Source organism: Sorangium sp. So ce726 (genome assembly GCF_051521405.1).
Classification (GTDB): domain Bacteria; phylum Myxococcota_A; class Polyangia; order Polyangiales; family Polyangiaceae; genus Sorangium.
Map to the genome: position 1 here is coordinate 11,309,084 of NZ_CP150349.1, position 21,582 is coordinate 11,330,665.

Consider the following 21,582-nt stretch of genomic DNA (forward strand, 5'->3'; position numbering starts at 1 on the left):
ACACACCGTGAAGCTGCGATAGCCAGCGAACCTCAGGGAGCGCTGACACGGCGTACAGGGCGCCATGGTCGCTCGCGATCACGATGTGAAGGAGCGCCCTCCTATCGAATCGTTCCTATCGAATCGTTCGAGAAGACCGGCGCCCGCTGCGACACCGGCGGTCCGGCGCCGGGGAGCTCGACGGTGAACGTGGCGCCGGCGCCGGGCGCGCTCTGGACACGGATCGAGCCGCCGTGCGCCTGCGCGATCTGACGGCTGATGTAAAGGCCGAGCCCCAGCCCGCCGTAGTGCCGGTCGGACACGGCGCGCTCGAAGCGATCGAAGATCCGCTCCTGGCGCGCCGGGTCGACGCCGATCCCGTGATCCTTCACCGACAACCGCGTTGTCCCGGCCTCCTCGCCGAGGACGATCTCGATGGGCTGGCCCGCGCCGAACTTGATGGCGTTGGCGACGAGGTTCGTGACGATCTGGTCGACCCGGGAGCGATCCCAAGAGCCCACGTTCCGGCCGCTGGTCGTCAGCGAGATCGAACACCCGGCGCGCGCCAGATCCAGCTCGAACCGCGCGATCACGTCGCGCACGACCCCACCGAGGTCGACCTCCGCGAGGTCGAGCGAGACCCGATCCGTGTCGATCCTCGAGACCTCGAGGAGCTCGCGGTTCAGGCGGGCCAGGCGCATCGCCTGCCGCAACGCGCGGTCGACCTGCCTGCCCATCGCCGGCTGGTCGCAGGGCCGACCCGAGCGAAGGCTACGATCCATGGCCTCGAGCGAGAGCGTGAGCGACGTCATCGGCGTGTTCAGCTCGTGCGTCGCCACGGTGAGGAACTCGTCCCGCATGCGGATGGCCTCCTGGGCAGCGCGGTACAGCCGCGCATTGTCGATCGCGAGCGCGGCCCTGTGCGCCACGTGCTGGACGATCTCCAGGTCGGCCTCCCCGTAGAGGCGCCCCGGCGCGGACGAGACGACGCTCAGCGCCCCGATCGGCCGTCCCCGCGCCATGAGCGGCACCGCGATGAGGCTCTGCGCCCCGAGCTCGCGGATGAGCCTCACATGCTCGTCGTCCTCGCAGTAGTGCCGGAGCTCTTCCTCGGAGCACCCGGAGACCAGCAACGGCTCACCACGCCGCAGCGCCCTGGCCGCCGGATGGGGCGAGTCCAGGGCAGGAGAATACCGCTGCCGCAGCTGCTCGAGCAGCAATTCCTTCGCGGGATCCGTGTGCGCCCAGATGCTTCGCCGGATCTGCTCGCCTTCGACGACATCGGTGATGCACCAGTCGCAGAGCGATTGCACAGCGAGCCGCGCGACGCGCGCCAGCGTCTCCTCGTAATCGAGCGACCCGGAGAGGATCTCCCCGGCCTCGGCCAGGAAGGCCGCGCGCCGCTCCGCCGCCTCGGCCCCGGTCCTCGCGGCCTGCTCCTTGGAGAGGAGCCGCGCGTTCTCCAGGGAGATCGCGGCCTGCGCGGCGAGCAGCGACAGGGCGGTGAGCCGCTCGGGCGGGAACGCGCCGGCGAGGAGGTTGTTCTCGAGATAAAGCAGGCCTGCCACCTCCGCCTGCCTCAGGATGGGCATGCAGAGGACCGACCTGGGTTTGCGCCGCGCGAAGTACTCGTCGCCGGAGAACTTGCCGGCGAAAGCCTCGGTAGGGCTCAGGATGACGCGCTCCTTCGTTCGTTGCACGTAGCGGACGAGCGCCATGGGGACGCGCTGTGAAGCGCCTTCCGCAGAGCGCGGGAGGAGGGTCTTCACCTCCCCGCTCTCCTCCAGAATGGCCTCGGCGCCGATGGAGAGGCGCTCGTCCTGGTGCAGGACGAGACAAGCTCGCTGCGCGCCGCCCTGCTCGAGGACCACCGTGAGCAGCGTCCGCAGGAGCTTGTCGAGGACGATCTCGCTCGAGATGGTCTGCGACGCCTTGACCACGGAAAGCTGGTCGAGCTGCTCGAACCGCGCCGCGAAGGAGGCGGTCGGGGCGAGCGGCCTCGCGTCCCAGAGACGCGGATTCTGCTGATCGATGTGCCGGACCTTGCCGTCCGCCCCCCAGCGCACATAGAAGGCGCGGGCCTCGCGGAGGTAGGTGTCCGCGATCAGCTCGAACCCTCGCTCCCGGTAGAACCCCGACGCGATCTCGTAGGCCAGCGCCTCGTTGTGGACGAAGCCGTTCGCGCGCGCCGAGCGGATCGCCTGCTCGTAGAGCTGGGCCGCGTCGTCCCAGTCGCCGCGGAGACGCGCGATCTCGGCGCCGATCAGCGCCGCCCGGTCGCCGAAGTTCTCGGGGCAGCTCTCCGCCCAGGTGTCGATCTGCCTCTGGTGAGCGGCGAGCGCCTCGAGGTGCCGGCGCCGCTCGGCGGCGTCCGTCGCGCGGCAGCGCGCCGCCCGCACGAGCGCTCCATAGAAATGGTACTCGGCCACCTCGAAGAACGAGCCCGACGTCCAGAGGAGCGGCCGCGCCTTCTCCGCGGCCTCGAGCGAGCCGTCGAGGTCGCCCGCGTGGAAGCGCGCTTGCAGCTTGCGTATCCAGTACCAGCAGGTGGCGATCGCGAGGCGCGGATCGCCCTCCAGGCGCTGCTCGAACCGGCGCTCGTCGAAGTCGGCGTCGTTGAACGAGGAGAGATCGGGCAAGAGGCCCCGGAGCGCCCGGATGAGCCTGAGCTGCGCGGTGATGATGTCGACCTCGAGGCCGAACCGCGCCCGCTTCACGAAGTCGAGCGCGCACTCAGCCTCTCGCTGCACCTCGCCGAGGGGCTCTCCTGCGGCGAGGAGGATCGTGATCAGGCAGTTCTTGTTGTACGACGCATACGTGAGGTCCCCGGTCTCCTGCCCCGCCTCGAAGCCCCGTCGCAGGAGCTCGACGCCGGTGCGCATGTGCCTCACCCACGGGTTGACCCGGTGCCCGAAGCCCAGGTAGACGCGGGATTTGAAGCGCAGCGCCCCGCGGCGCTCCAGGAGATCGAGGCCGAGCCTGGCGAACCGGTAGGCCATGCGGTAATCGCCGAAGCGCGGCCCGAGGAGCATGCCGAACCAGGTGTAGGCGAGGCACGATGCGTCGCAATTGCCGCGCTCGAGGCTGAGGTTCGTCATGCGCGTCACGACGAGGCAATTCAGGTTCGCGTCGGTGAACAGGGCCGGCGACTGGGCATGGGTCAGGACCTCCAGGGTCGCGCGGCACTCCGGATCGGCCACCTGGGGTGAGTCGATGAGATCCGCGACCGAACGGCCCCCGAGCAGCTCCAAGGCTCGCTCATATTCCTTCCGTACCTCCTCGTCCGTGGGGTGCGGCGACCACGTGATGCCGACGCGCCGGAGGTAGTCGAGGGCCACGTCGACGCCGCGATCGCTGCGGTCCATGGTCGTGTAGAGGCCGAGGCGCACGCACGTGACAGCGGCCAGATCGACCACGCCCCCGGCGCGGCGTGAGAGCGCCGAGAGCCGCGCCTCGGCCGCCGAGAAATCGCCGGTGAGGTACTCGCACTCGGCCCGATGGAGCTCGAGCGTGAAGGTGAGCTCATACCGTCGCTCCCAGCAGTCCTCCGGGAGAAGCGCCCTGCCGGCAGCGAGATACCTCAGCGCCAGAGCGCAGGCCGCCGACCCCTTGGCGCGCTTGCCCGCGATGAGGTTGAGCTCAGCCACCCGCTCGCGCTCCTCCCGTGACGTGATCAGCGGAGCGCCGCGGCCGAGCTGATTGACGATCTCGAAGATCTTCTCCTCGAGCTCTTCCGGCGCCGCGCGCGACGCGAACAGCCGGCCGATCCCGAGGTGCGTCGCCGGCCGCTCGTCTTCGGGGATGAGCGAATAGGCGGCCTCCTGGACCCGGTCATGGAGGAACCTGTACGATACGTCCCTGCGCAGGACGAGCCCCGCGCGGACGGCCTCCCAGAGGTCCGCGTGCGTCTCCTCCACCGAGCTGCCGCGGACCATCGCGAGGAGGTCGACGCCGGCGGTGCTTCCGAGACAGGCAAGGTGCTTCAGCGCCCCCTGGGTGCGCGGAGGGAGCCGCACGAGCTTGCCGACCATCAGGTCGATCACGTTGTCTGTGAAGCCCTTTTCGCGGATCTTCGCGACGTCCCATCGAAAGATCTCGGCGCGCTCGTCGAACTCGATGAGCCGCTCCTCGTGCAGCGCGGTGAGGAACTGGATCGCGAAGAAGGGGTTGCCGGCCGTCTTCTCGTGGACGAGGGCCGACAGCTGCGCGGCTTCCTCGCTGCGGCAGCGGAACGCGTCGCCGACGAGCGCGCCCACGTGCTCCCGGGAGAGCGGGCCGAGCACGATGTCCGAGACGCGCGCGCCGTCCTTTCGCACCTTGTCGAGCGCCATCATGAGCGGGTGCGAGGCCGTCACCTCGTTGTCGCGGTACGCGCCGACGAAGAGGAGGTGGCGCGTCTCGGGGTGGGTCACCAGATCATGGAGGAGCCCGAGGCTCGCGGGGTTGGTCCACTGGAGATCGTCGAGGAAGAGCACGAGCGGGTGCTCCTTCCGGGCAAATGCCCCGATGAAGCTCCGGAACACGACGCGGAACCGGTGCTGCGCCTCGGCCAGCGGGAGCTCAGGGACCTGCGGTTGCGGGCCGATGACGAGCTCGAGTTGCGGGATGACGTCCACGATGAGCTGTCCGTTGGGCCCGAGCGCGTCGAGCAGCCGCTGCCGGAAGGCCGCAATCCGGTCCTCGGGCTCGGCGAGGATCTCGCACACGACATCCCGGAAGGCCTGGACGAGCGTGAAGTGAGGGATGCCGCGTTTGTATCGCTCGAACTTCCCCGAAAGAAACAGGGCTCGTTCCCGTACGATCGGCTTGTAGAGCTCGTGAACGAGCGCCGACTTTCCGCTGCCGGAATAGCCAGAGACCAGGACGAGCTCGGGGACCCCCGTGTCCACGACGCGCTCGAACGTACGCCGCAGGGCGCTCACCTCGCGCTCGCGGCCGTAGAGCTTCTGCGGGAGCTGGACGCGGCCGGGGATATCGCGCTCGCCCAGGGAGAACGGCTCGATCCTGCCGCGCGCTCGGTGCTGCGAGAGGCACCGCTCGAGGTCGTGCCTGAGGCCGCGGGCGGTCTGGTAGCGATCCTCCGCCATCTTGGCGAGGAGCTTCAGGACGATCGCCGAGAGGACCTCGGGCATCCCGGGGACGACCGCGGAGGGCGGCGGCGGGGCGAGGGCGACATGGCAGTGCACCCACTCGAGCGGATCCCGCGCCTCGAAGGGCAGGCGCCCCGTGAGCATCTGGTAGAAGGTGACGCCGACCGCATAGAGATCTGCGCGGCTGTCGATCGCCCGATTCATTCGCCCCGTCTGCTCCGGAGACAGGTACGGCAAGGAGCCTTCGATGAGCCGGGGAGTCTCCACCGGGGGCTGCTCGCGCAGGAGGCGGGAGGCAAGACCGAAGTCGGCGAGCTTCACCTCGCCTGTCGTCGCGTTGACGAGGATGTTCTGGGGCTTGAGATCCTTGTGGAGGATGTCCCGCTGGTGGAGCTCCGCCACGCAGGTGACGAGACGGAGGGCGAGCTCGAGGAACTGCCCGGCGCTCATGGGGCCGTCGATGAGGTGATCGAGCGACTCGCCGCCGAAATCCTCCATGACGAGCGCCGGCAGTCCCTCGAACGTCTCGAGGGCGAGCGGTTCGACGAAGGCCTCGTGGCGGAGAGCCTCGCCCATCGTGTACTCGCGCCGGAGACGCTCGATGTCCTGCGAGCAGCCGCTCCTCGGGTCGATGACCTTCAAGATCACCGGGCGGCCATCGGCGTTCCGGACCGCGCGAAGCAGGCGGGTTCTGCCGCCCTCGTGGAGGTTCCCGGTGATCGTGTACGGGGAGGGAGCGCGGCTCACGAGGACGACACGCCTCGAAGCGCTGGCGCCGGTCGGCCGGGTGAGACCTCGGGACCGTCGGTGAACCCGGAGCTGCCGAGCCCGCGCGCCGCTCCAAGGCGGCTCAGCCATGGAACCGGCGCGCGCGCACGGCTCCCGCCGGACACCGCGCCCCCCGCCTCATCCTCCCACGATCGTGACATCGTCAGGTCCCTCCCGTATCGATACCATATCGATACCACGACAACCCCGCTGCGCTCGTCCCTGGGCGGCCGGCGCCCGGCGGAAGGGGATTGACGAAGCGATCGGTCGGCTGCTCTGGCCGTGCACCGGACGGGCAAGCCAGCCTGGACCGATGGTTGGAGCAGGATCGGGAATCTAGAAGGCGAACGGCACGTCGATCTGCAGGATCTTGTGCTCTGACGCCTTCATCGGATCATCGAGCCCCATCGCGAACGCGACGCCGGGGCGCAACCACATCTTCTCTCCCAGCTTGAAGTGGCCGCGCGGCCCCACGGCCACCGTCGTCGTCTCGCGCGTCGCGCGGGAGGCGTCCTTCTGCACGGAGACCGGCGTCGAGAGCCAGCGCTGGTGCCGGAGCTCGGCGCCGATCGACAGCATCGGGACGACAAAGTAGCCGAGGTGCACGCCGGCGGTGAAGTTCGTCTTCGAGGAGTCCGGCTGCACGTCCTCCCCGCGGACCCGCATGAGCTGGAGCACCGTGGCCTCCACCTGCGCGGTGAAGCCGTGCGCGATATAGGCGAACCCGACGCCCGGAAAGACCGTGAAGTCGTTGACGGCGAACATCGCGTTATCCATCGCCGAGCGGGCGTAGATCCCGGCCGTCCTCGCGGGGCCCATCTCGGGGCTCGGCGTGTTGCCGCCGCCGGAGCCCACGGGCACCGTGAGGCCAAGGAACAGGGCGAGGCGCAGCTCGGGCGTGAGCTTGAGCGCATACGTTGCGCCGACGACAGGGTTCAGGAACCCGAAGCCCGAGTCGCCCGCAGGCGGGGAGTTCGAGACGACGCCGAGCCGCACGAGCGGGGCCAGATCGTCGGTCACCTTGTAGCTGAAGAGCAGCGTGGACGCGACGGTCGAGCCGGAGGAGCTCGCGCCAGGAGCGCTGTAGAAGGCGATCGCGGTGTCGGAGCGCACCACGGACGCCGCGACCACCGGACGGAGCTGAAACGGCAACGAATAAGGAGGCGGCTTGGGCTTGTCCGCCGGCGGAGGCGCCGCCGGATCCGCGGCGGCAGGCTCCGTCGCGGGCTGAGCCGACGCCTGAAACGCAGGCAGACAAAGAAGGCTCGCGCCGAAGAGCACACGGAACAACGGACGACATGGATGCTTGTTGGTCATGGGCAGAGCAGGGGGTGGGCTGGAGGACAACCGCTGTGGCCTCGTCGCCAACGCAACGAGACGACCTTCGGAACTGCCGTCGGCTCTGCTGAGCCTGCTCCCACTCTCTGCGCAGAGAGGTTTCGCAAAGATGACAGGGACGAAATTATGGCGGGTGTTCGACACCTCTGTTCGCCGGAGATGTCGTTACCTGCGCGCCGCGGAACCTCGGAGAAACCTGCCAGCCATCGAGACGAGCCGCGGGCGAGCAATGCGCGGAGCGCCGCCCCGGCGCCCCGGCCGGGCTACTACTGCTCGAGCACCGTGATCGACCGGTCCCAGTACGACGCGACCACCGCCCGCGCGCCGTCCTTCGAGACCGCCACGGCGCACGCGCCCTTGCCCGTGGGCAGCGACGCGACGACCCTCGGCGGGTCGCCCGCGATGACCGCGACGCCGCTGCCGACCGGCGGCCACTGGGTCCCGCCGAGCGCCACGAAGAGCGTCTTCCGGTCGGGCGACGTCACGCCCGTCAGCGGCACCCCGCGGAGCGGGAGCGTGCTCTTCACCTCCATCGTCGAGAGGTCGATGACGCTCGCGGTCCGCCCCTCGGCGTTGAGCGTGATGCCGTACCGGTCCTCATCGAGCAAGAAGCCCGCGGTCGGCCCGACGCCGACGGGCGTCTTCCGCGTCTCGGTCACCCCGGCGACGCTCAGCAGGATCGCCGTGTTGGACAGCCGATCCGGGAAGAACACGGCGCCGCCGTCCCTCGTGATGTCGCCCTCGCGCGGCTCGCGCCCGACCGCGATGCTCCGCCGGGTCGCGCCGAACGGCGACTCGCTCGGATCGAACAGGTCGATCCACGCGCCCGCCGGCCGGCCCGCGTGCGTCAGCGCGCCGAGCGCCGCGATGTAGGGGCGCCCCTCGGCCTGCACAAGGAACAGCTGCCCCGTGGCGTGCGGGAGCGTGATGTTCGCGAGCCGCACCCCCGTCGGCAGCTCGAACTTCGTCACGCGCTTCGTGTCCGTCGTCGCCGCGACCACCGTCCTGCCGTCCGGCAGCGCCACGATGTCGCCCGGCGTCCGGCCGACGTCGAGCAGGACCGGATCGCGATCCCACGCGGTCGTGTCCATCACCGGGATCCGCGCGGCGTCCTCGTGCCGCAGCACCGCGACGTAGCGGTCGAACAGGAGCCGGATGTGGTCGCCCTGCGCGGGCATCGACGCCTTGTGGATGAGCTCGCCGCTCTGGAGCTTGTACTCGCGCAGCGAGGCGTCGTCGGCGCTGACGTAGATCGACGCGCCGCTCGGGTTGAAGACCACGTCGAGCGGGTGCACGTCCCCGATCCGGAACTCGCGGGCGCGCCAGCGGCCCTTCGACTCCGCCGGGGGCGGCGCGGGCTCCGCGGCGTCGGGGCCGAACGCCGCGGGGTCCGGCGCGTCGTCAGGCGTGTCGCGCGCGGCGCGCGAGGCGGCGCCCTCCGGCGCGAGCGCGGTCAGCGGCGGCGCCTCGCCGACGGGCGACTTCAGGCTGGTCAGGGTGGCGATGATCACGGCCGCGACGCCGCTCGCCACGGTCACCGCGGCCCGCGCCAGGCGCGGCTCGCGGCCGGAGAGCGACCCCGCGGAGCCGCGGTGGCGCTCGCCGAGCCACCCCTTGCAGGCGCGGCACTTGCGCGCCCCCTCGACGATCCGCGCGCCGCAGCTCGGGCACGGGACGCGACGCTCGCTCATTGCAGCACCCATGCGACCTTGGCGCGATCGCCGAGCGCGAGCGCCGAGCCGCCGTCGGGGGCGAGGCGGATCCGCGTCGGCTCGCCGCCGAGCGGGTGGACCTTCGCCGCGTAGCTCTTCAGATCGACCAGGGCCACCGAGCCCGCCCCGTCGCCGCTCAGCGCGACGACCGCCTGCGCCCCGTCCGGAGCGACGGCCATGTCGAGCGCGCGGCCAGGGAACGTGACGGCGCGGAGCAGCTCGCGCTTCGACAGATCGAAGACCTGGATCGCCCGCCCCTCGTTGCACCGCACGATCGCGCGCCGGTCGCTCCGGACGAGCGCGATCTGCTCCGGCTCCCGGCACGTCGTGATGCGCGCCTCCTGCCGGACCGCGCCCGACGGGAGCCAGGTGAGCGGCACCAGGGTGTTCTCGGCCCGGAGGGCCACGAAGCCCGCCGAGCCGTCGGGGATCATGAGCGCGCTCGCCGGGTTTCCCACCATCGAGGTGCGCACGCGATCCTGCTCGGAGCCGAGCCGGCTCGGGTCGAACGGATAGGCGACGCCGCCCGACGGCTCGCGCTGGCCGGACAGCGGGAGCTGGCCCGTCGTCGTGATCGCCCGGCTGCCGCTGTCGTCCACGGCCACGGGGCCCACGGCGTCGTCGCCGAACTGGATGCGCTCGATCTCGGCGTGGTACTCGGTCGCGAGGATCGCCACCGCGTGCGCCGCCGGCAGCGAGGCGAGCGCGCGCCGGCCCGAGGCGCCGACCTGGATGTCGCCCACGGCCTCGCCGAGCTCGATCGTCTTGAGCAGCCGCGTCGTGGCGGCGTCGATCACGTAGATGCGCGAGGGCGCGGTCGCGTAGACGACATCGCCCACGCGGTGCAGGCGCCGGACGTGGGGCGCCTCGGAGACGAGGCTCAGCGCCTCGCCGGTCCGGGAGCTGCGCACCTCGAGGCCGGCGGACAGCGCGACCACGAAGCGGTCGCGGTCGAGCGGGAGCGCGTCGAGCGCGTCCTTGGGGAGCGAGAAGGGCCCGGCGATCGAGGGCGTGTGTGTGTCGGCCAGGTGGCCGACGTCGTTCGGGCGCTGCCAGACGCAGCGGCCGAGCTGGCACGACTCGCCGCTCCAGCACGGCGCCCCGCACACGGGGGCCGGGGGCGCGACCGGCGACGCGGCCCGGGACGGCGCGAACCGGTGGGGCGCCAGGTAGCGGAGCGCGCCGCCGGTGCTGATGAGCCCCAGGATCGCGCCGATCGTGACGAGCGGGCGCCAGTGGAGGGCGAGCCAGCTCGCGTCCTTGGGGGCATCGGGGATCGAAGGCGCCGTCGCTGGCCGCCTGGGCGCGTCGGGCGGCTCACCGCACTCGGGGCAGAGGGCGACCCCGGCGGCGATGCGCTCGAGGCAGACAGGGCAGGTCGCCTCGCCGGCGCCGGCGCCGGTCGATCGCCGGGGCGGCGGCTCCGTCCACGGGACAGGCACCGGGCTCGCCTCGGCGGCGAGGCGAGCCTCCCGCGCCTCAGCGGCGCTGGAGTCGGGCTCGATATCGCTCCGCGTCTCGTGGTCCACTGCGCACCTGCGTCTCTTCCGTGTCCGTGACGAGCGGTCCTCGCGTAACCCGAGCGTGCCCGGAAGTCGAGCCCCTCGTGCCGGCGCAGCGGCTCCGCCGACGTGGCCCAAGCCACGAACGGCCCGCGCTGTGGACGAAACGACGTGGCCGGAGATCGCGCCGCCACGAAGGATGCCTCGCGCGGCAGGGCGACGATCGCCGGGGCGGCAGAGGGGAACATGGTTGTGGCCGTCAGCTCGGAAGTCGGCCGTTGGACGTCAGCTAGGGAGTCGGCCGGCGGACGCTGGGTGGCCGGAGCGTCGGTGTCGTCGAATTGACGTGCTCCCTGCTCCCGACGCGCTTGTGGCGAGGATCGGCCGATGAACACCGACAGCGGAAAATGCCAGCACCATCAAAAGAATAGGCACATTTGCCGGGGGCAATTCCACCCGATAACGCACCACGTCAGCACGCCGGGAGGACACCATTATGCTATTTAACCGCCGGGGTCTTGGGACGGCATCTTAACACGAGGTTGGCGATGAAAAAGACGGCTGGGTGCGTGGCGGCGCTTGCGCTTATGGGTGTGCTGGGTGCGTGCAGTGCAGTGGAGAACCAGGGAAATAGCAGCGGAGGCGACGCGTCATCGCAGGGACAGGGCGCAGGTGGGCCCGGTGGGACCGGTGGGCCCAGCGGGACGGGCGGGTACGATGACAGCTTCGGCTCGGTCGATCCCACCGTCAGCAGCAGCGGTGTCGGCGGGGGCGCCGGGGGGAACGGGCAGGAAACCGGCAAGTCGTGCGACGGCAAGTTCACCGGCCGGGTGCGCGACTTCAAGGAGGCGCACCCCGACATGGAGCCGCAGGACGAGGGCAAGTGCACCAACTGCGACGATCACATGATCGTCACGGACGCCCTCGGAGAGGACCTGAAACCCGTCTATGCCGGCGGGCCCGACGGCACCACGACCACGACCGGCAAGGAGAACTTCGACGTGTGGTTCCGTGACACCGAGGGCGTGAACATGCCGATGAACGTCACGCTGCAGTTCGAGGACCCCGAGCGCGACGGCGTGTGGACGTACAACAACCGGGAGTTCTTCCCGATCGACGAGGCGCTGTTCGGCAACGAGGGGCGGCCGCACAACTACCATTTCACCTTCGAGATGCACATGGGCTTCGAGTACAAGGGCGGCGAGCAGTTCACGTTCGCCGGCGACGACGACGTCTTCACGTACATCGACGGGAAGAAGGTGGTCGACCTCGGGGGCATCCACGCCGAGGAGCTCGAGGTCGTCGACCTCGACGAGCTCGGGCTCGAGATCGGGAAGACGTATCAGCTCGACTTCTTCTTCGCCGAGCGCCACGTGACCGACTCCCACTTCCGGATCGACACCTCGATCGAGTTCATCAACTGCGGCATCCAGGTCAACTGACGCTGGCGACGAGCGAGGCCGCGCGCCTGGCCCTCCCGTAGCGCCTCGTCGGGGTGCCCCTTCCCTGCGTCGATCGCGCGCGCGGCGATCAGTCAGAGCAGGCGAACTGCGGCGGAAAGCTCTCCATCACGGCGCAGTCCGAACCGCACTCCTGGTAACAGTCCATGCAGTCGGCGTACGAGGCTTCCAGCGCGGGCGAGGTGACCTCGCCGACGTGCTCGGCGCACACCTCCCTCGCCTTCTCCGTGTCGTAGCCGCCACAGCCAGACACGGCGCCCGCGACCGCAACCAGGGCGACGACGAACAGCGAATCCTTCCTGCTCTTGCTCATGCAGCTCCCTCTCATTCCGCGCAGGTGAACGTCTGCGGGCACGCCCCCGACGGCTCGCAGGCGTCGCCGCACTCCTCGTAGCAGCTCACGCACTCATCGTGGCTCTCGTCGGTGGAGCAGGACGGCACCGCGTCGCGCAGCTGAGCACAGCGCTGCTGCGCCTCCTCCGTCGAGAGCCCCCCGCAGCCGGCCGCGAGCGCGACCAGCGAGAACAGCACCGCGCCAATTCCCAGCCTTCGAGCCATCCAAGCCTCCCTTCGAGCCATCAAGCCTATCCGAAGCGCCGCGGCAGAGCGCGGCTTTCCGCCGCGCGCGCTCAGCCGTCCGCCGGTCTCGGCACCGTGACGAGCCCGTACGTCCCTGCGCCGCTGACCTGGATCCACGCGCGCAGCACCTGGATCGGCCGCCCCGCCCGCGCCACGGCGGCCACCGCGTCGCCGAGATCGCGCGCGCACGCGGCGTGCAGGTCGTCGGTCGTCTCGTGGTCCTCCGCGGAGCGGCGGATCCAGACCGCGGTCGACGGCATCGCCGCGCCCTCGTGCCTGTCCTGCCAGCGCCTGCCGACGAGGTGCGCCCGGAGGAGCTTCCTTGCTTCCGGGGGCGTGTCCGGGTGGAGCTCGTAGACCATCGTCGCGATGAACGACCGCATGCGCCCGAGCCTGCCGGAACAGCGCAGGCCCGTCCAGCGCCGCGCGCCAGAAGTCCGGCCATGGCAGCCAGGCTCCTGCGCCGCTTCGGGGCGGCTTCGTCCTGCGCCTCCGTGACCCCGCCGCTGCTCCAGCAGCCCCATGATCCAGAACATTGGCCCCAGCCGTTGAACCCGCGTTCCTGTACAATGCGCGAACGGGCATGACATCTTCCACCATCGTTGCCGTCGTCGGCGACGTGCATGGCGCCATGCACTCCATGGTCGAGCTGCTCGACGCCTGGGAGCACCGCCATCGCCGTCACATCGATTTCGTCCTGCAGGTCGGGGACTTCGAGCCGCACCGCCACGAGGACGATCTGGCCACGGCCTCGCTCCCGCAGAAGTACCGGGATCTCGGTGATTTCTGGGCCTTCGACCAGGGCATGGCGAGCTTCGAGTGGCCGATCTACTTCATCGGCGGCAACCACGAGCCCTACGGGTTCCTCGATCAGTTCCCCAGAGGCGGCGAGATCGCGCCGAACTGCTACTACCTCGGCCGCGTCGGTCGCGTCGAGGTCGCGGGCCTCAGGGTGGTGGGCCTGAGCGGCATCTACTCGGAAGACGCGCTCGCCTGGCGGCCGCCGCTGCGCGAGATCAAAAGTCAGAAGAAGAAGCTCTTCGCGTACTACACCGAAGACGAGGTGATGAAGGCCGCGAGCTACGGCAGCTGCGACATCCTCGTGTTGCACGAGTGGCCCCGCGGAGCGATCGAGCCCGAGCAGGAGGCGGAGCTCGCGGGCATGCGCCGCGCGAACCGTCCCGAGCAGGTCGGCAGTGAGCTCGCGCGGCTGGTCGTCGATTCGCTGCGGCCCAAGCTCGTGGTCGCGGGCCACATGCACTGGCGGCACCGCTCGCGGATCGGCCCGAGCGCCTTCGCCGCGATGGGCCACATCGACACCGGCGCGGACGCGCTCGGCGTGTTCGAGGCACGCGCCGACGGCTCGATCGTGGAGCTCGTGTGAGGCTCGTTGGCTCACGCGTGGAGCCCGGCGCTCAGCCGACATGTGCTCGCACCCTGTTCACGGAGCGTCACTTCTCCGGGACGAAGGCATATCGCGCAAGGAGCTTTGTCTATCCCCTCCGGACCGAAGGCTCCAGCGTGCCAGTCGGACGAGCGAGCAGGCTCGCGCGGATTTCCTGAGAGCCCGGGAGGCGAATCGGTGAAATAGTGTCCCGCCCATGCCTGCAAGCGACCTCGACCCCCGGCGTATCCTGCCGATCGCGGACCGGCTCCACGCGGACCCAGGCTACGCCGGCCGCGGCGTCACCATCGCCTTCCTCGACTCCGGCTTTTACGCCCACCCGGACCTCACGACGCCCCGGAACCGCGTCCTCGCCTACCACGACCTCTTCGCGCCCGAGGCGGGCCCGTCGGCGCTCGAGCAAGGCGACACCTCGTCGTGGCACGGCATGATGACGTCGGTGGTCGCCGCCGGGAACGGCGCGCTCTCCGACGGGCGCTTCCGCGGCCTCGCCTCGGAGGCGAACCTGGTGCTGGTCAAGGTCGGCTTTGCCCACCGCATCGTCCACGACGACATCCGGCGGGGCATCGACTGGGTGATCGCGCACCGCGAGCAGTACGGAATCCGTGTGCTCAATATCTCCTGCGGAGGCGATTACGAGGAGTCGTACCTGACCGGGAGCCTGTCGCGCGCCGCCGACGACGCGACCCGACACGGCATCGTGGTCGTGGCCGCCGCGGGCAACGCAGGGCACGACCCGGGGCACCGCGTCCTGCCGCCGGCCAGCGCGCCGAGCGTCATCGCCGTCGGGGGGCTCGACGACGGCGGCGCAGGAGAGCAGACGTGGAACTACCACTCTTCGTACGGCCTCACCCTCGACGGGCTGCAGAAGCCGGAGATCATCGCGCCGGCGATCTGGCTGGCGGCGCCCATCCTGCCCGGGACGCCGACCGCGGCGCAGGCGCAGCTCCTCTCGCTGCTCGACCGCGCCCGGGACGAGGAGCTGCCCGGGCTGCTCGTCGAGCACGCGTGCGTCGATCCGGACCTCGACGCCATCGCCGGCCGCGAGCCGTACCTCGTGCGCCAGCTCGCGGCGGCCAAGCTGCGCGATCAGAAGGTGATCTCCGGCCATTACAAACACGTGGACGGGACGAGCTTCGCCGCGCCGATCGTGAGCAGCGTCGTGGCGCAGATGCTCGAGGCGAACCCGCGCCTCTCCCCGCAGCAATGCCGGCGCATCCTGATGAAGACCGCGCGCGGGCTGCCCGGCATCGCGGCGGAGCGGCAGGGCTTCGGCGTCGTGCAGCCCCGCGCCGCGGTGGCCGCCGCGCGCGCCGCCTGAGCGGGAAGCCCGGCGAGCGCGGGCCCCTCGCCTGCCTCGCTCACTGCGGCACGGGGAGCGCCTTCTCGGCCCATTGCGGGATATGGTTGCCCGTCGGGTTGGCCATGTCGTCGTTCTGCCGGGGCATCCACACCGGCGCGAAGCTCGGGTCGCCGCCCTGCGCCCCGCCCGGCGCGAGCGTCACGGCCGCGAACCAGAGCTGCGGCTTGGTCGTGCCGTCGCTCGACCCGGCGAGGCGCAGGCCGTAGGGGCGCCGCGACGAGAACGCGACCCAGTAAAGGTTCTTGCCACGGTAGGTGTCGTGGCTCGGCCCGAAGCGCGGCCACGAGTTCGCCCAGGCGTCATCGCCGTTCGCCCGCGCGAGATCGACGGGCGCGCCCCCCTCGACCGGGATGATCTGGAGTCGCGCGGAGTTGTCGTCGTAGGCGTCGCACGGGTCGTTGCCATAGGGCCCGTTGCCGGAGGGTCCGTCGCAGCGCGACGTGTTGAACACGACGAGGGCGCCGTCGTCCGAGATGGCAGGATAGTAATGGGTCCTTCCCTGCTCGCGCGGCACGAGGGGCCGCGGCGCCTCGAACGCGCCCGCCCCGTCCGAGCCCGCGATCAGGATCTGCGCGCCCCGGACCGTGTCGCCGTAAAGCTCGTCGCCCGCGCCGTTCTCCCCCGGCTGCCACGCGACGAAGGCGAGGTGCTTGCCGTCCGGCGACCAGAACGGCTGCGTCAGCCGCTCGCCCTCGTCGGTGAACAGATCGCCGAGCGCCTCGAGCGTCTCGTCGGCGCGGCGGAGCGTCAGCGCGCCGCGAAAGGCGTTGAGCATGAGCTCGCCGTCCGGCGAGAACGTGGTCATCGTGGCGAATCCGGCGGTGTCGGTGTTGCGGAGCGCGATGATGTCCGCGGTCGCGACGTCCACCAGCGCGAACGAGGAGGGGCCGCTGCCGCCGAAGGTGAGCGCCATCTTGTCGCCGGCCTGCGCGAGGGCATGGCAGCCCATGCAGGGCATCTCCTGCCCGTTCGCCAGCGGCGGCGACTGCTCGTTCTCCCAGAACAGCTCGGGCGGGCTCGCCGCGTCGTCGAGATCATAACGGTAGATGGCGGCCGACTGGAGCGTGGTGCCGTCGGTGCGCCAGTAGTACAGGCCGCCGGAGAGCGCCGCGCTCGCCCACCGGACGTCGATGGCCGCGCTCTCCCCGAGCTCGGCCCCGTCCTCGGCGGCGAGGCGGACGCGCGTCTCCATCACCTCGCCCTCGCTCGTGCGCACGAGCATCGGGACCACCTCCGCGGGGAGCGCCATCGCGCACCCGCCCTCGTCCGGCAGCGGCTCGCAGGCGAAAACCAACCTCAGTTCGATGAAATCACCCGCGATTTCGATCTGGCCGACCCGCTGCCCGGCGCTGCCCTTGCGCACGTGGAGCTCGACCTCGCCGATGTTCGACGGGAAGAGCGCGCCGTCGAGGGGATAGGCGATCGCCGGGGCGCTCGCCGCCTCGGGCGCGCCGTCGAACGCGGCGCTCGCGCCAGGGGGAGCGCCGGGCAACGCGACCGTGCCGGCGAGCTTCACGGTGACGTCGGCGCTCGCCGTGAGGGGCCCGTCGGAGGCGACCACCCGGACGCGGCCGGGCGAGGCGGTCGTGAGCTCGCCGGCGTCCACGCGGGCGAAGAGGTCGCTGGTCCCCCAGCGGACCTGCGCCGTGACGTCGCGCTCGGAGCCGTCCTGGAAGCGGCCGATCGCCGCGAGCTGCACGACGGCGGACTCGCCGTAGGCGAGCGCGACCGAGGCGGCGCCCGGCTCGACGCGCAGCGAGACGAGCCCCTCCACCGCGCCGCTGCCCGAGGAGCCGCCGCCGCCCTGCGCCCCGCCCGCCGACATGCCCGCCGACATGCCCGCCGACGCGCCGGCGCCGTCGCCCGAGGAGCACGCCGCCGCGGAGGCCGCGATCGCCGTCGCGAAGGCGAGGAGGAGCGTCCCTCGATGCACCGTGCGCGAGCCTGCCCCCGCCGAGAACACGCGTGACCTCATCATCTGACCTCCAGGTCGAGCTCCGAACAGGCAAGGTACCATGCCCGGTCTGACGGCCAGCGCCTCGGGATTTCGAGCACGAACGGCGCGAAGAGGACCCGGATCCCCGTTCGTCCACATCGCACGGAGCGTCGCGGCGCGAGGCGCGCGCCGCATCCAACGCGGGTGCGCGCGGTCTCCCGCCGCCCGACGCGCCGCCCGCGGTCGCGTTCATCAACAGGCAGACGCGGCCAACCTGGGGGAATACCTTGCGTACCCCGTCGCCGGCCGGTAGCTTCCGGAGCGCCTCAAGGCTCGTTCGTCCTCGACCTCTGATCCGGCCGCCTGCTGCAACGTGGTTGCCTCGTCCGAACGTGGGGTGACGGCCGGTCGTCGGGGAGCGTTTTCGCGTGCGGCCCGCGGCACGATCCGGGCCGTCCGCGAGGGAAGCGGGGATCGTGCAACGGGATTGGCGGCAGACATGAGCAAGCGGCTTTATGTGGGGAACCTGGCGTTCCATTCGACGGAAGACAGCCTGCGCACCGCGTTCGAAGGGGCCGGCGTCGAGGTACTCTCGATTCAGTTGATGACGGACAGGATGACCGGGCAGTCGCGCGGGTTCGGGTTCGTCGAGGTGAGCGATGCCCAGGCGCAGGCGGCCATCAATGCGCTGCACGGCAAGGACCTCGACGGCCGTACCCTGACGGTCAACGAGGCGCGCGAGCGCACCGGCGGCCCCGGCGGCGGCGGCGGCGGCGGTGGCGGCTTCCGCGGGGGTGGCGGCGGCGGCGGCCGTGGAGGCGGCGGCGGCGGACGCGGCGGTGGCCGCGGCGGCGGTGGCGGGCGCGACCGCTGGTAGCGCTGCAAGGCGGACCCCGACGGCGCGGTCAGCGCCGCGCGGGGCCTCCCGCCGTCTCGACCACGGCCCTCGGCACGGACCCCGGGGCGCGGTGCGCAGGGGAAATCCCCGGAAAATAAAGCAAGAAACGCCAGCGCGAAGGCGCGGCGACCCGAGCAGGAGCCCGGCCATTCCGGGCCGGACTCCTGGCGGGTGGGACGCGAACGCGAAGCGGCGCAGAAGTCCGGCCATTCCGGGCCGGACTCCTGGCGGGTGGGACTAGCTGACGCGCTTCGCCCCGGGGCGGCGGAACGGCGCGCGGCCGGCGAAGACCTGGCCGTCGCCGAGCGCGTAGGAGATCCGGAGCAGCTGGTTGTACTTCGCGACGCGATCCGAGCGGGACGCGGAGCCGGTCTTGATCTGGCCCGCGTTCGTCGCGACCGCGAGGTCGGCGATGAACGTGTCCTCGGTCTCGCCCGAGCGGTGGGAGATGATCGACCGGTAGCCGCCATCGGCCGCCTGGCGGATGCACTCGAGGGTCTCGGTGACGGTGCCGATCTGGTTCAGCTTGATGAGGATGGCGTTGGCGAGGCCGTCCTCGATGCCCTTCGCGAGGCGCGCCGGGTTCGTCACGAAGAGGTCGTCGCCGACGAGCTGGACCTTCTTGCCGAGCCGCTCCGTGAGCAGGCGCCAGCCCTTCTCGTCGTTCTCGGCGACGCCATCCTCGATGGACACGATCGGGAACGCCTTGGCGAGCTCGTCGTAGATGGCGACGATCTCCTCGCGGGTCTTCGACTGCTTGTCGAAGGTGTACCGCTCGGTCTTCGCGTCGTAGAACTCGCTGAGCGCCGAGTCGAGCGCGACGCCGACGTCCTCGCCCGGGCGGTGGCCGGCGGCCTCGATGGCGCGCACGACGTACTCGAGCGCCGCCCGGTTCGACGGGAGGCGCGGGGCGAAGCCGCCCTCGTCGCCGACGGCCGTGACCATGCCGTCCTTCTTGAGCAGGCCCTTCAGCGTGTGGAAGATCTCGGCGCCCGTGCGCAGCGCCTCGGCGAACGACTCGGCGCCGTAGGGGACGACCATGAACTCCTGGATCTCGAGGCCGTTGTCGGCGTGCACGCCGCCGTTCAGGATGTTCATGAGCGGCGTCGGAAGGACGCGCGCCGCGGCGCCGCCGAGGTAGCGCCAGAGCGGCAGGTCGACCGTGTCCGCGGCGGCGCGGGCGGCGGCCATCGAGACGGCGAGGATGGCGTTGGCGCCGAGCTTCGACTTGTTGGCGGAGCCGTCGGCCTGGATGAGCACCTTGTCGAGCTCGGCCTGGTCGAGCGCATCCATCCCGAGGACGGCCGGACCGAGGACGGTCTCGATGTTCTTCACCGCGGTGAGCACGCCCTTGCCGAGGAAGCGCTTCTTGTCGCCGTCCCTGAGTTCGACGGCCTCGTGCTCGCCGGTCGACGCGCCGCTCGGCACGGCCGCGCGGCCCGTGCCGCTCAGCGTGGTGACCTCGGCTTCGACGGTGGGGTTGCCGCGCGAATCGATGACTTCGCGCGCGATGACGCTCTGGATCTCCGACATGACCTCTCCTCAAGGGGGTCGCCTTTGCGCGACCCCGGCTGCTCTCGAAGGGGGCTCGAGAAGCGGCCGGAGCATAGGCACGGCCCCTCCCGGATGTCGACGCTCCGGTGCACCCACGGCGCAAGGCGCGGCCTGGCGCCGCTGTTGACGGTGAACGCGCGCCCGGGTCGACGGTCGGTGCGCGCCTGGCGTAAGCTCGCGCCCGCGTGGAAACGTCCATCGGCGTCTTCGGTGAGGAGATGCTCCTCTGGCTCTGCATGCTCCGCCAGTCCCCACGGCGGCCGCCGGCCGATCACGTGCTGCGGCAGGCGAACCTGCTGCTCGAGGAGCTGAAGGGGTCCAGGCTGGCGCAGGGGATGCCGGTCGTCTCGGTCGACGACGGGATGTTCGCGATCGCCGCGTGCGCGGACGAGTTCGCGATGTCGCTCCCGGACCTGCGGCCGGTCTGGGCGCAGCGCCCGCTCCAGGCGTCGCGGTGGACGACCAACAACGCGGGCGTCGAGTTCTTCGAGCGGCTGGAGCGCGTCCGGAACGGCCCGCTCCCGGTGATGGCGACGTACGCGTGCGTGCTCGGGCTCGGCTTCCGCGGGCGCTACGGGCTGCCGGGACAGAACTCCGACGATCTGCTGCGGATCCGCCGCGAGCTGTCGCTCAAGCTCGGCGTGGATCCGGATCGGGACTGGAAAGGCGGGGTGCTCAAGCCGGTGCAGGTCGAAGGCGTGGCGGTCCAGCACCTCCCCACCCAGTCGTTCTGGCGGTCCGTCCTGGTCGGGCGGGTCCTGGCATCTCTCGTCGCGATCGCCGGCGCGCTCGCGCTCGCGTGGACGATCGCCCAAAGGGTCCGATGAGCGGCTCCTTCGTTTACGAGCTGGCGAGCGTCCACACGCTGGTCGAGCAGGCGAACCTGGACAGCAGCCAGGGGATCTACGCGGTCCCCTGCTACCTGGTGCTCGGCGAGCCCGGCTCGGGCCGCTCCACGGTGATCCGCTCGATGAACCTGACGTGGCCTGTGAGCGGCGGGCAGCTCCCGATCGGCGTGCCCGGGGCGCGGTGCTCTTACTGGCTGGCGAAGGAGGCGCTCTTCATCGAGCCGGAGGCGTCGGTGCTCGGCCCGCGGCGGGAGCCGGCCGAGCTCTCGCACCTCTGCGACGAGCTGCGCCGCTCGCGGGAGCGCGAGCCGATCGACGGCATCCTGCTCGTCCTGAGCATCGCGGAGTTCGTCGAGCTCGACGAGCAGGGGCTCGACGCGTACGCGAACCGCATTCGCGCGTACCTCGTCGAGGTCGGCCGGGCGCTGCGCGCCGACGTGCCGACGTACGTGGTGCTGTCGCGCTACGACACGCTCTGGGGCTTCGCCGAGGTGTTCCAGTGGACCGCCGAGCGCGGGCGCGAGGAGCCCTGGGGCTTCACGCTCCCTCTCGAGACGAGCCCGGACCACGCTGGGCCGCGGATCCTCCAGGAGCTCGAGGGGCTGAACGCGCGGCTGGAATCGACCTGCCTTGCGCGGGTGAGCTCGGAGGACGCGCCCGAGGCGCGGACGCGGGCGTTCCAGCACCTGGCCGAGGTGCGGGCGCTGATGCCGCGGCTGCGGCAGCTGTTCGGGGTGATCGCGATGGCGAACGCGTTCGAGCGGGCGCCGTGGCTCCGCGCGGTGGCGATCGGCAGCGCGATGCCCGGCATGGGGGACCGGCTCCGCGCGGGGGTGACGCGGTTCATCAACATGGGGCTGGCGCAGCCGCCGCACGTGGCGGCCGCGCTGCGGCCGGGGGGGCTGCCGATCCACGCGACCCTGAGGGCCGTCGTGCTGCCGGAGCGGGACATCGTGCCGCTCCGGCAGCGGTGGCGGGACGACCGGTTCACGCTGTTCTGCTTCGTGGGCGGGCTCTTGCTGCTGCTCGCGGCGGGGCTCACCGAGATCATCCTGCGCTACGCGATCTGAGCGGGCGCTGAGGGCGGCCCCGCCGGCTCCGGCTGTCCAGTTGACATGGCAACTCGTGGGCTCAAACGCCCTCGCTATGC

Annotated in this window: 15 protein-coding genes; 6 read left to right on the forward strand and 9 right to left on the reverse strand. The window is 71.1% G+C overall.

Annotated features, from left to right (window positions below; genetic code table 11):
- Window positions 1-101 precede the first annotated feature (101 nt).
- From WME79_RS42190 to WME79_RS42205, 4 genes are all read right to left on the reverse strand, one after another.
- Window positions 102-5,816: an AAA family ATPase gene (locus WME79_RS42190; protein WP_437526977.1), complete on the reverse strand. Its 5,715-nt coding sequence runs from the start codon at window positions 5,814-5,816 to the stop codon at window positions 102-104.
- A 357-nt stretch (window positions 5,817-6,173) separates the two neighbouring features.
- A complete protein-coding gene (locus WME79_RS42195; protein ID WP_437526980.1) occupies window positions 6,174-7,127 on the reverse strand; it encodes a hypothetical protein in 954 nt (317 codons plus the stop codon).
- A gap of 314 nt (window positions 7,128-7,441) precedes the next feature.
- A complete protein-coding gene (locus WME79_RS42200; protein ID WP_437526983.1) occupies window positions 7,442-8,866 on the reverse strand; it encodes a YncE family protein in 1,425 nt (474 codons plus the stop codon).
- Window positions 8,863-10,416, reverse strand: coding sequence for a YncE family protein (locus WME79_RS42205; RefSeq protein WP_437526986.1), 1,554 nt, complete (start codon window positions 10,414-10,416; stop codon window positions 8,863-8,865). The genes WME79_RS42200 and WME79_RS42205 overlap by 4 nt, the downstream gene beginning before the upstream one ends.
- Before the next feature lie 521 nt (window positions 10,417-10,937).
- Here WME79_RS42205 and WME79_RS42210 point away from each other — a divergent pair.
- Window positions 10,938-11,831, forward strand: coding sequence for a fibro-slime domain-containing protein (locus tag WME79_RS42210; protein ID WP_437526989.1), 894 nt, complete (start codon window positions 10,938-10,940; stop codon window positions 11,829-11,831).
- A gap of 88 nt (window positions 11,832-11,919) precedes the next feature.
- On the opposite strand, the gene WME79_RS42215 is transcribed toward WME79_RS42210, so the two are convergent.
- The 3 genes from WME79_RS42215 to WME79_RS42225 form a co-directional block, all read right to left on the reverse strand.
- On the reverse strand, window positions 11,920-12,162 hold the full coding sequence (locus tag WME79_RS42215; RefSeq protein WP_437526991.1) for a hypothetical protein: 243 nt from the start codon (window positions 12,160-12,162) through the stop codon (window positions 11,920-11,922).
- Window positions 12,163-12,173: 11 nt separating this feature from the next.
- On the reverse strand, window positions 12,174-12,407 hold the full coding sequence (locus WME79_RS42220) for a hypothetical protein (RefSeq protein WP_437526994.1): 234 nt from the start codon (window positions 12,405-12,407) through the stop codon (window positions 12,174-12,176).
- Window positions 12,408-12,478: 71 nt separating this feature from the next.
- Window positions 12,479-12,811 carry a hypothetical protein gene (locus tag WME79_RS42225; RefSeq protein ID WP_437526997.1) on the reverse strand — a complete coding sequence of 111 codons (333 nt, stop codon included), beginning with the start codon at window positions 12,809-12,811 and terminating at the stop codon, window positions 12,479-12,481.
- A 200-nt stretch (window positions 12,812-13,011) separates the two neighbouring features.
- Between WME79_RS42225 and WME79_RS42230 the strand changes: the two genes are divergently transcribed.
- A complete protein-coding gene (locus WME79_RS42230; protein WP_437527000.1) occupies window positions 13,012-13,812 on the forward strand; it encodes a metallophosphoesterase in 801 nt (266 codons plus the stop codon).
- A 217-nt stretch (window positions 13,813-14,029) separates the two neighbouring features.
- Complete coding sequence (locus tag WME79_RS42235) at window positions 14,030-15,154, forward strand: S8 family serine peptidase (RefSeq protein ID WP_437527003.1); 1,125 nt, start codon at window positions 14,030-14,032, stop codon at window positions 15,152-15,154.
- Between the two features lie 40 nt (window positions 15,155-15,194).
- On the opposite strand, the gene WME79_RS42240 is transcribed toward WME79_RS42235, so the two are convergent.
- The gene (locus WME79_RS42240; protein WP_437527006.1) at window positions 15,195-17,174 is read right to left on the reverse strand and encodes a hypothetical protein; all 1,980 of its coding nucleotides are present in this window, start codon (window positions 17,172-17,174) and stop codon (window positions 15,195-15,197) included.
- Between the two features lie 457 nt (window positions 17,175-17,631).
- Between WME79_RS42240 and WME79_RS42245 the strand changes: the two genes are divergently transcribed.
- Window positions 17,632-18,009, forward strand: a complete 378-nt coding sequence (locus WME79_RS42245) for an RNA recognition motif domain-containing protein (RefSeq protein WP_272102343.1) — start codon at window positions 17,632-17,634, stop codon at window positions 18,007-18,009.
- 258 nt (window positions 18,010-18,267) lie between these two features.
- Here the strand turns inward: WME79_RS42245 and eno are convergent, their stop codons facing one another.
- Window positions 18,268-19,563, reverse strand: a complete 1,296-nt coding sequence (eno, locus tag WME79_RS42250; RefSeq protein WP_437527009.1) for a phosphopyruvate hydratase — start codon at window positions 19,561-19,563, stop codon at window positions 18,268-18,270.
- 206 nt (window positions 19,564-19,769) lie between these two features.
- Between eno and WME79_RS42255 the strand changes: the two genes are divergently transcribed.
- Window positions 19,770-20,411: a DotU family type IV/VI secretion system protein gene (locus WME79_RS42255; protein ID WP_437527012.1), complete on the forward strand. Its 642-nt coding sequence runs from the start codon at window positions 19,770-19,772 to the stop codon at window positions 20,409-20,411.
- Entirely contained in the window at window positions 20,408-21,502 is a 1,095-nt protein-coding gene (locus WME79_RS42260; RefSeq protein ID WP_437527015.1) for a type VI secretion system protein, read from the forward strand. Before WME79_RS42255 ends, WME79_RS42260 begins: the two co-directional genes overlap by 4 nt.
- Window positions 21,503-21,582 lie beyond the last annotated feature (80 nt).

What these genes read in the sequence shown, in the direction of transcription:
- WME79_RS42200 (WP_437526983.1), bottom strand. Translation starts at nt 8,866, where the DNA reads ATGAGCGAGCGTCGCGTCCCGTGCCCGAGCTGCGGCGCGCGGATCGTC.
- WME79_RS42210 (WP_437526989.1), top strand. Translation starts at nt 10,938, where the DNA reads ATGAAAAAGACGGCTGGGTGCGTGGCGGCGCTTGCGCTTATGGGTGTG.
- WME79_RS42215 (WP_437526991.1), bottom strand. Translation starts at nt 12,162, where the DNA reads ATGAGCAAGAGCAGGAAGGATTCGCTGTTCGTCGTCGCCCTGGTTGCG.
- WME79_RS42220 (WP_437526994.1), bottom strand. Translation starts at nt 12,407, where the DNA reads ATGGCTCGAAGGCTGGGAATTGGCGCGGTGCTGTTCTCGCTGGTCGCG.
- WME79_RS42225 (WP_437526997.1), bottom strand. Translation starts at nt 12,811, where the DNA reads ATGCGGTCGTTCATCGCGACGATGGTCTACGAGCTCCACCCGGACACG.
- WME79_RS42230 (WP_437527000.1), top strand. Translation starts at nt 13,012, where the DNA reads ATGACATCTTCCACCATCGTTGCCGTCGTCGGCGACGTGCATGGCGCC.
- WME79_RS42235 (WP_437527003.1), top strand. Translation starts at nt 14,030, where the DNA reads ATGCCTGCAAGCGACCTCGACCCCCGGCGTATCCTGCCGATCGCGGAC.
- WME79_RS42240 (WP_437527006.1), bottom strand. Translation starts at nt 17,174, where the DNA reads ATGATGAGGTCACGCGTGTTCTCGGCGGGGGCAGGCTCGCGCACGGTG.
- WME79_RS42245 (WP_272102343.1), top strand. Translation starts at nt 17,632, where the DNA reads ATGAGCAAGCGGCTTTATGTGGGGAACCTGGCGTTCCATTCGACGGAA.
- eno (WP_437527009.1), bottom strand. Translation starts at nt 19,563, where the DNA reads ATGTCGGAGATCCAGAGCGTCATCGCGCGCGAAGTCATCGATTCGCGC.
- WME79_RS42260 (WP_437527015.1), top strand. Translation starts at nt 20,408, where the DNA reads ATGAGCGGCTCCTTCGTTTACGAGCTGGCGAGCGTCCACACGCTGGTC.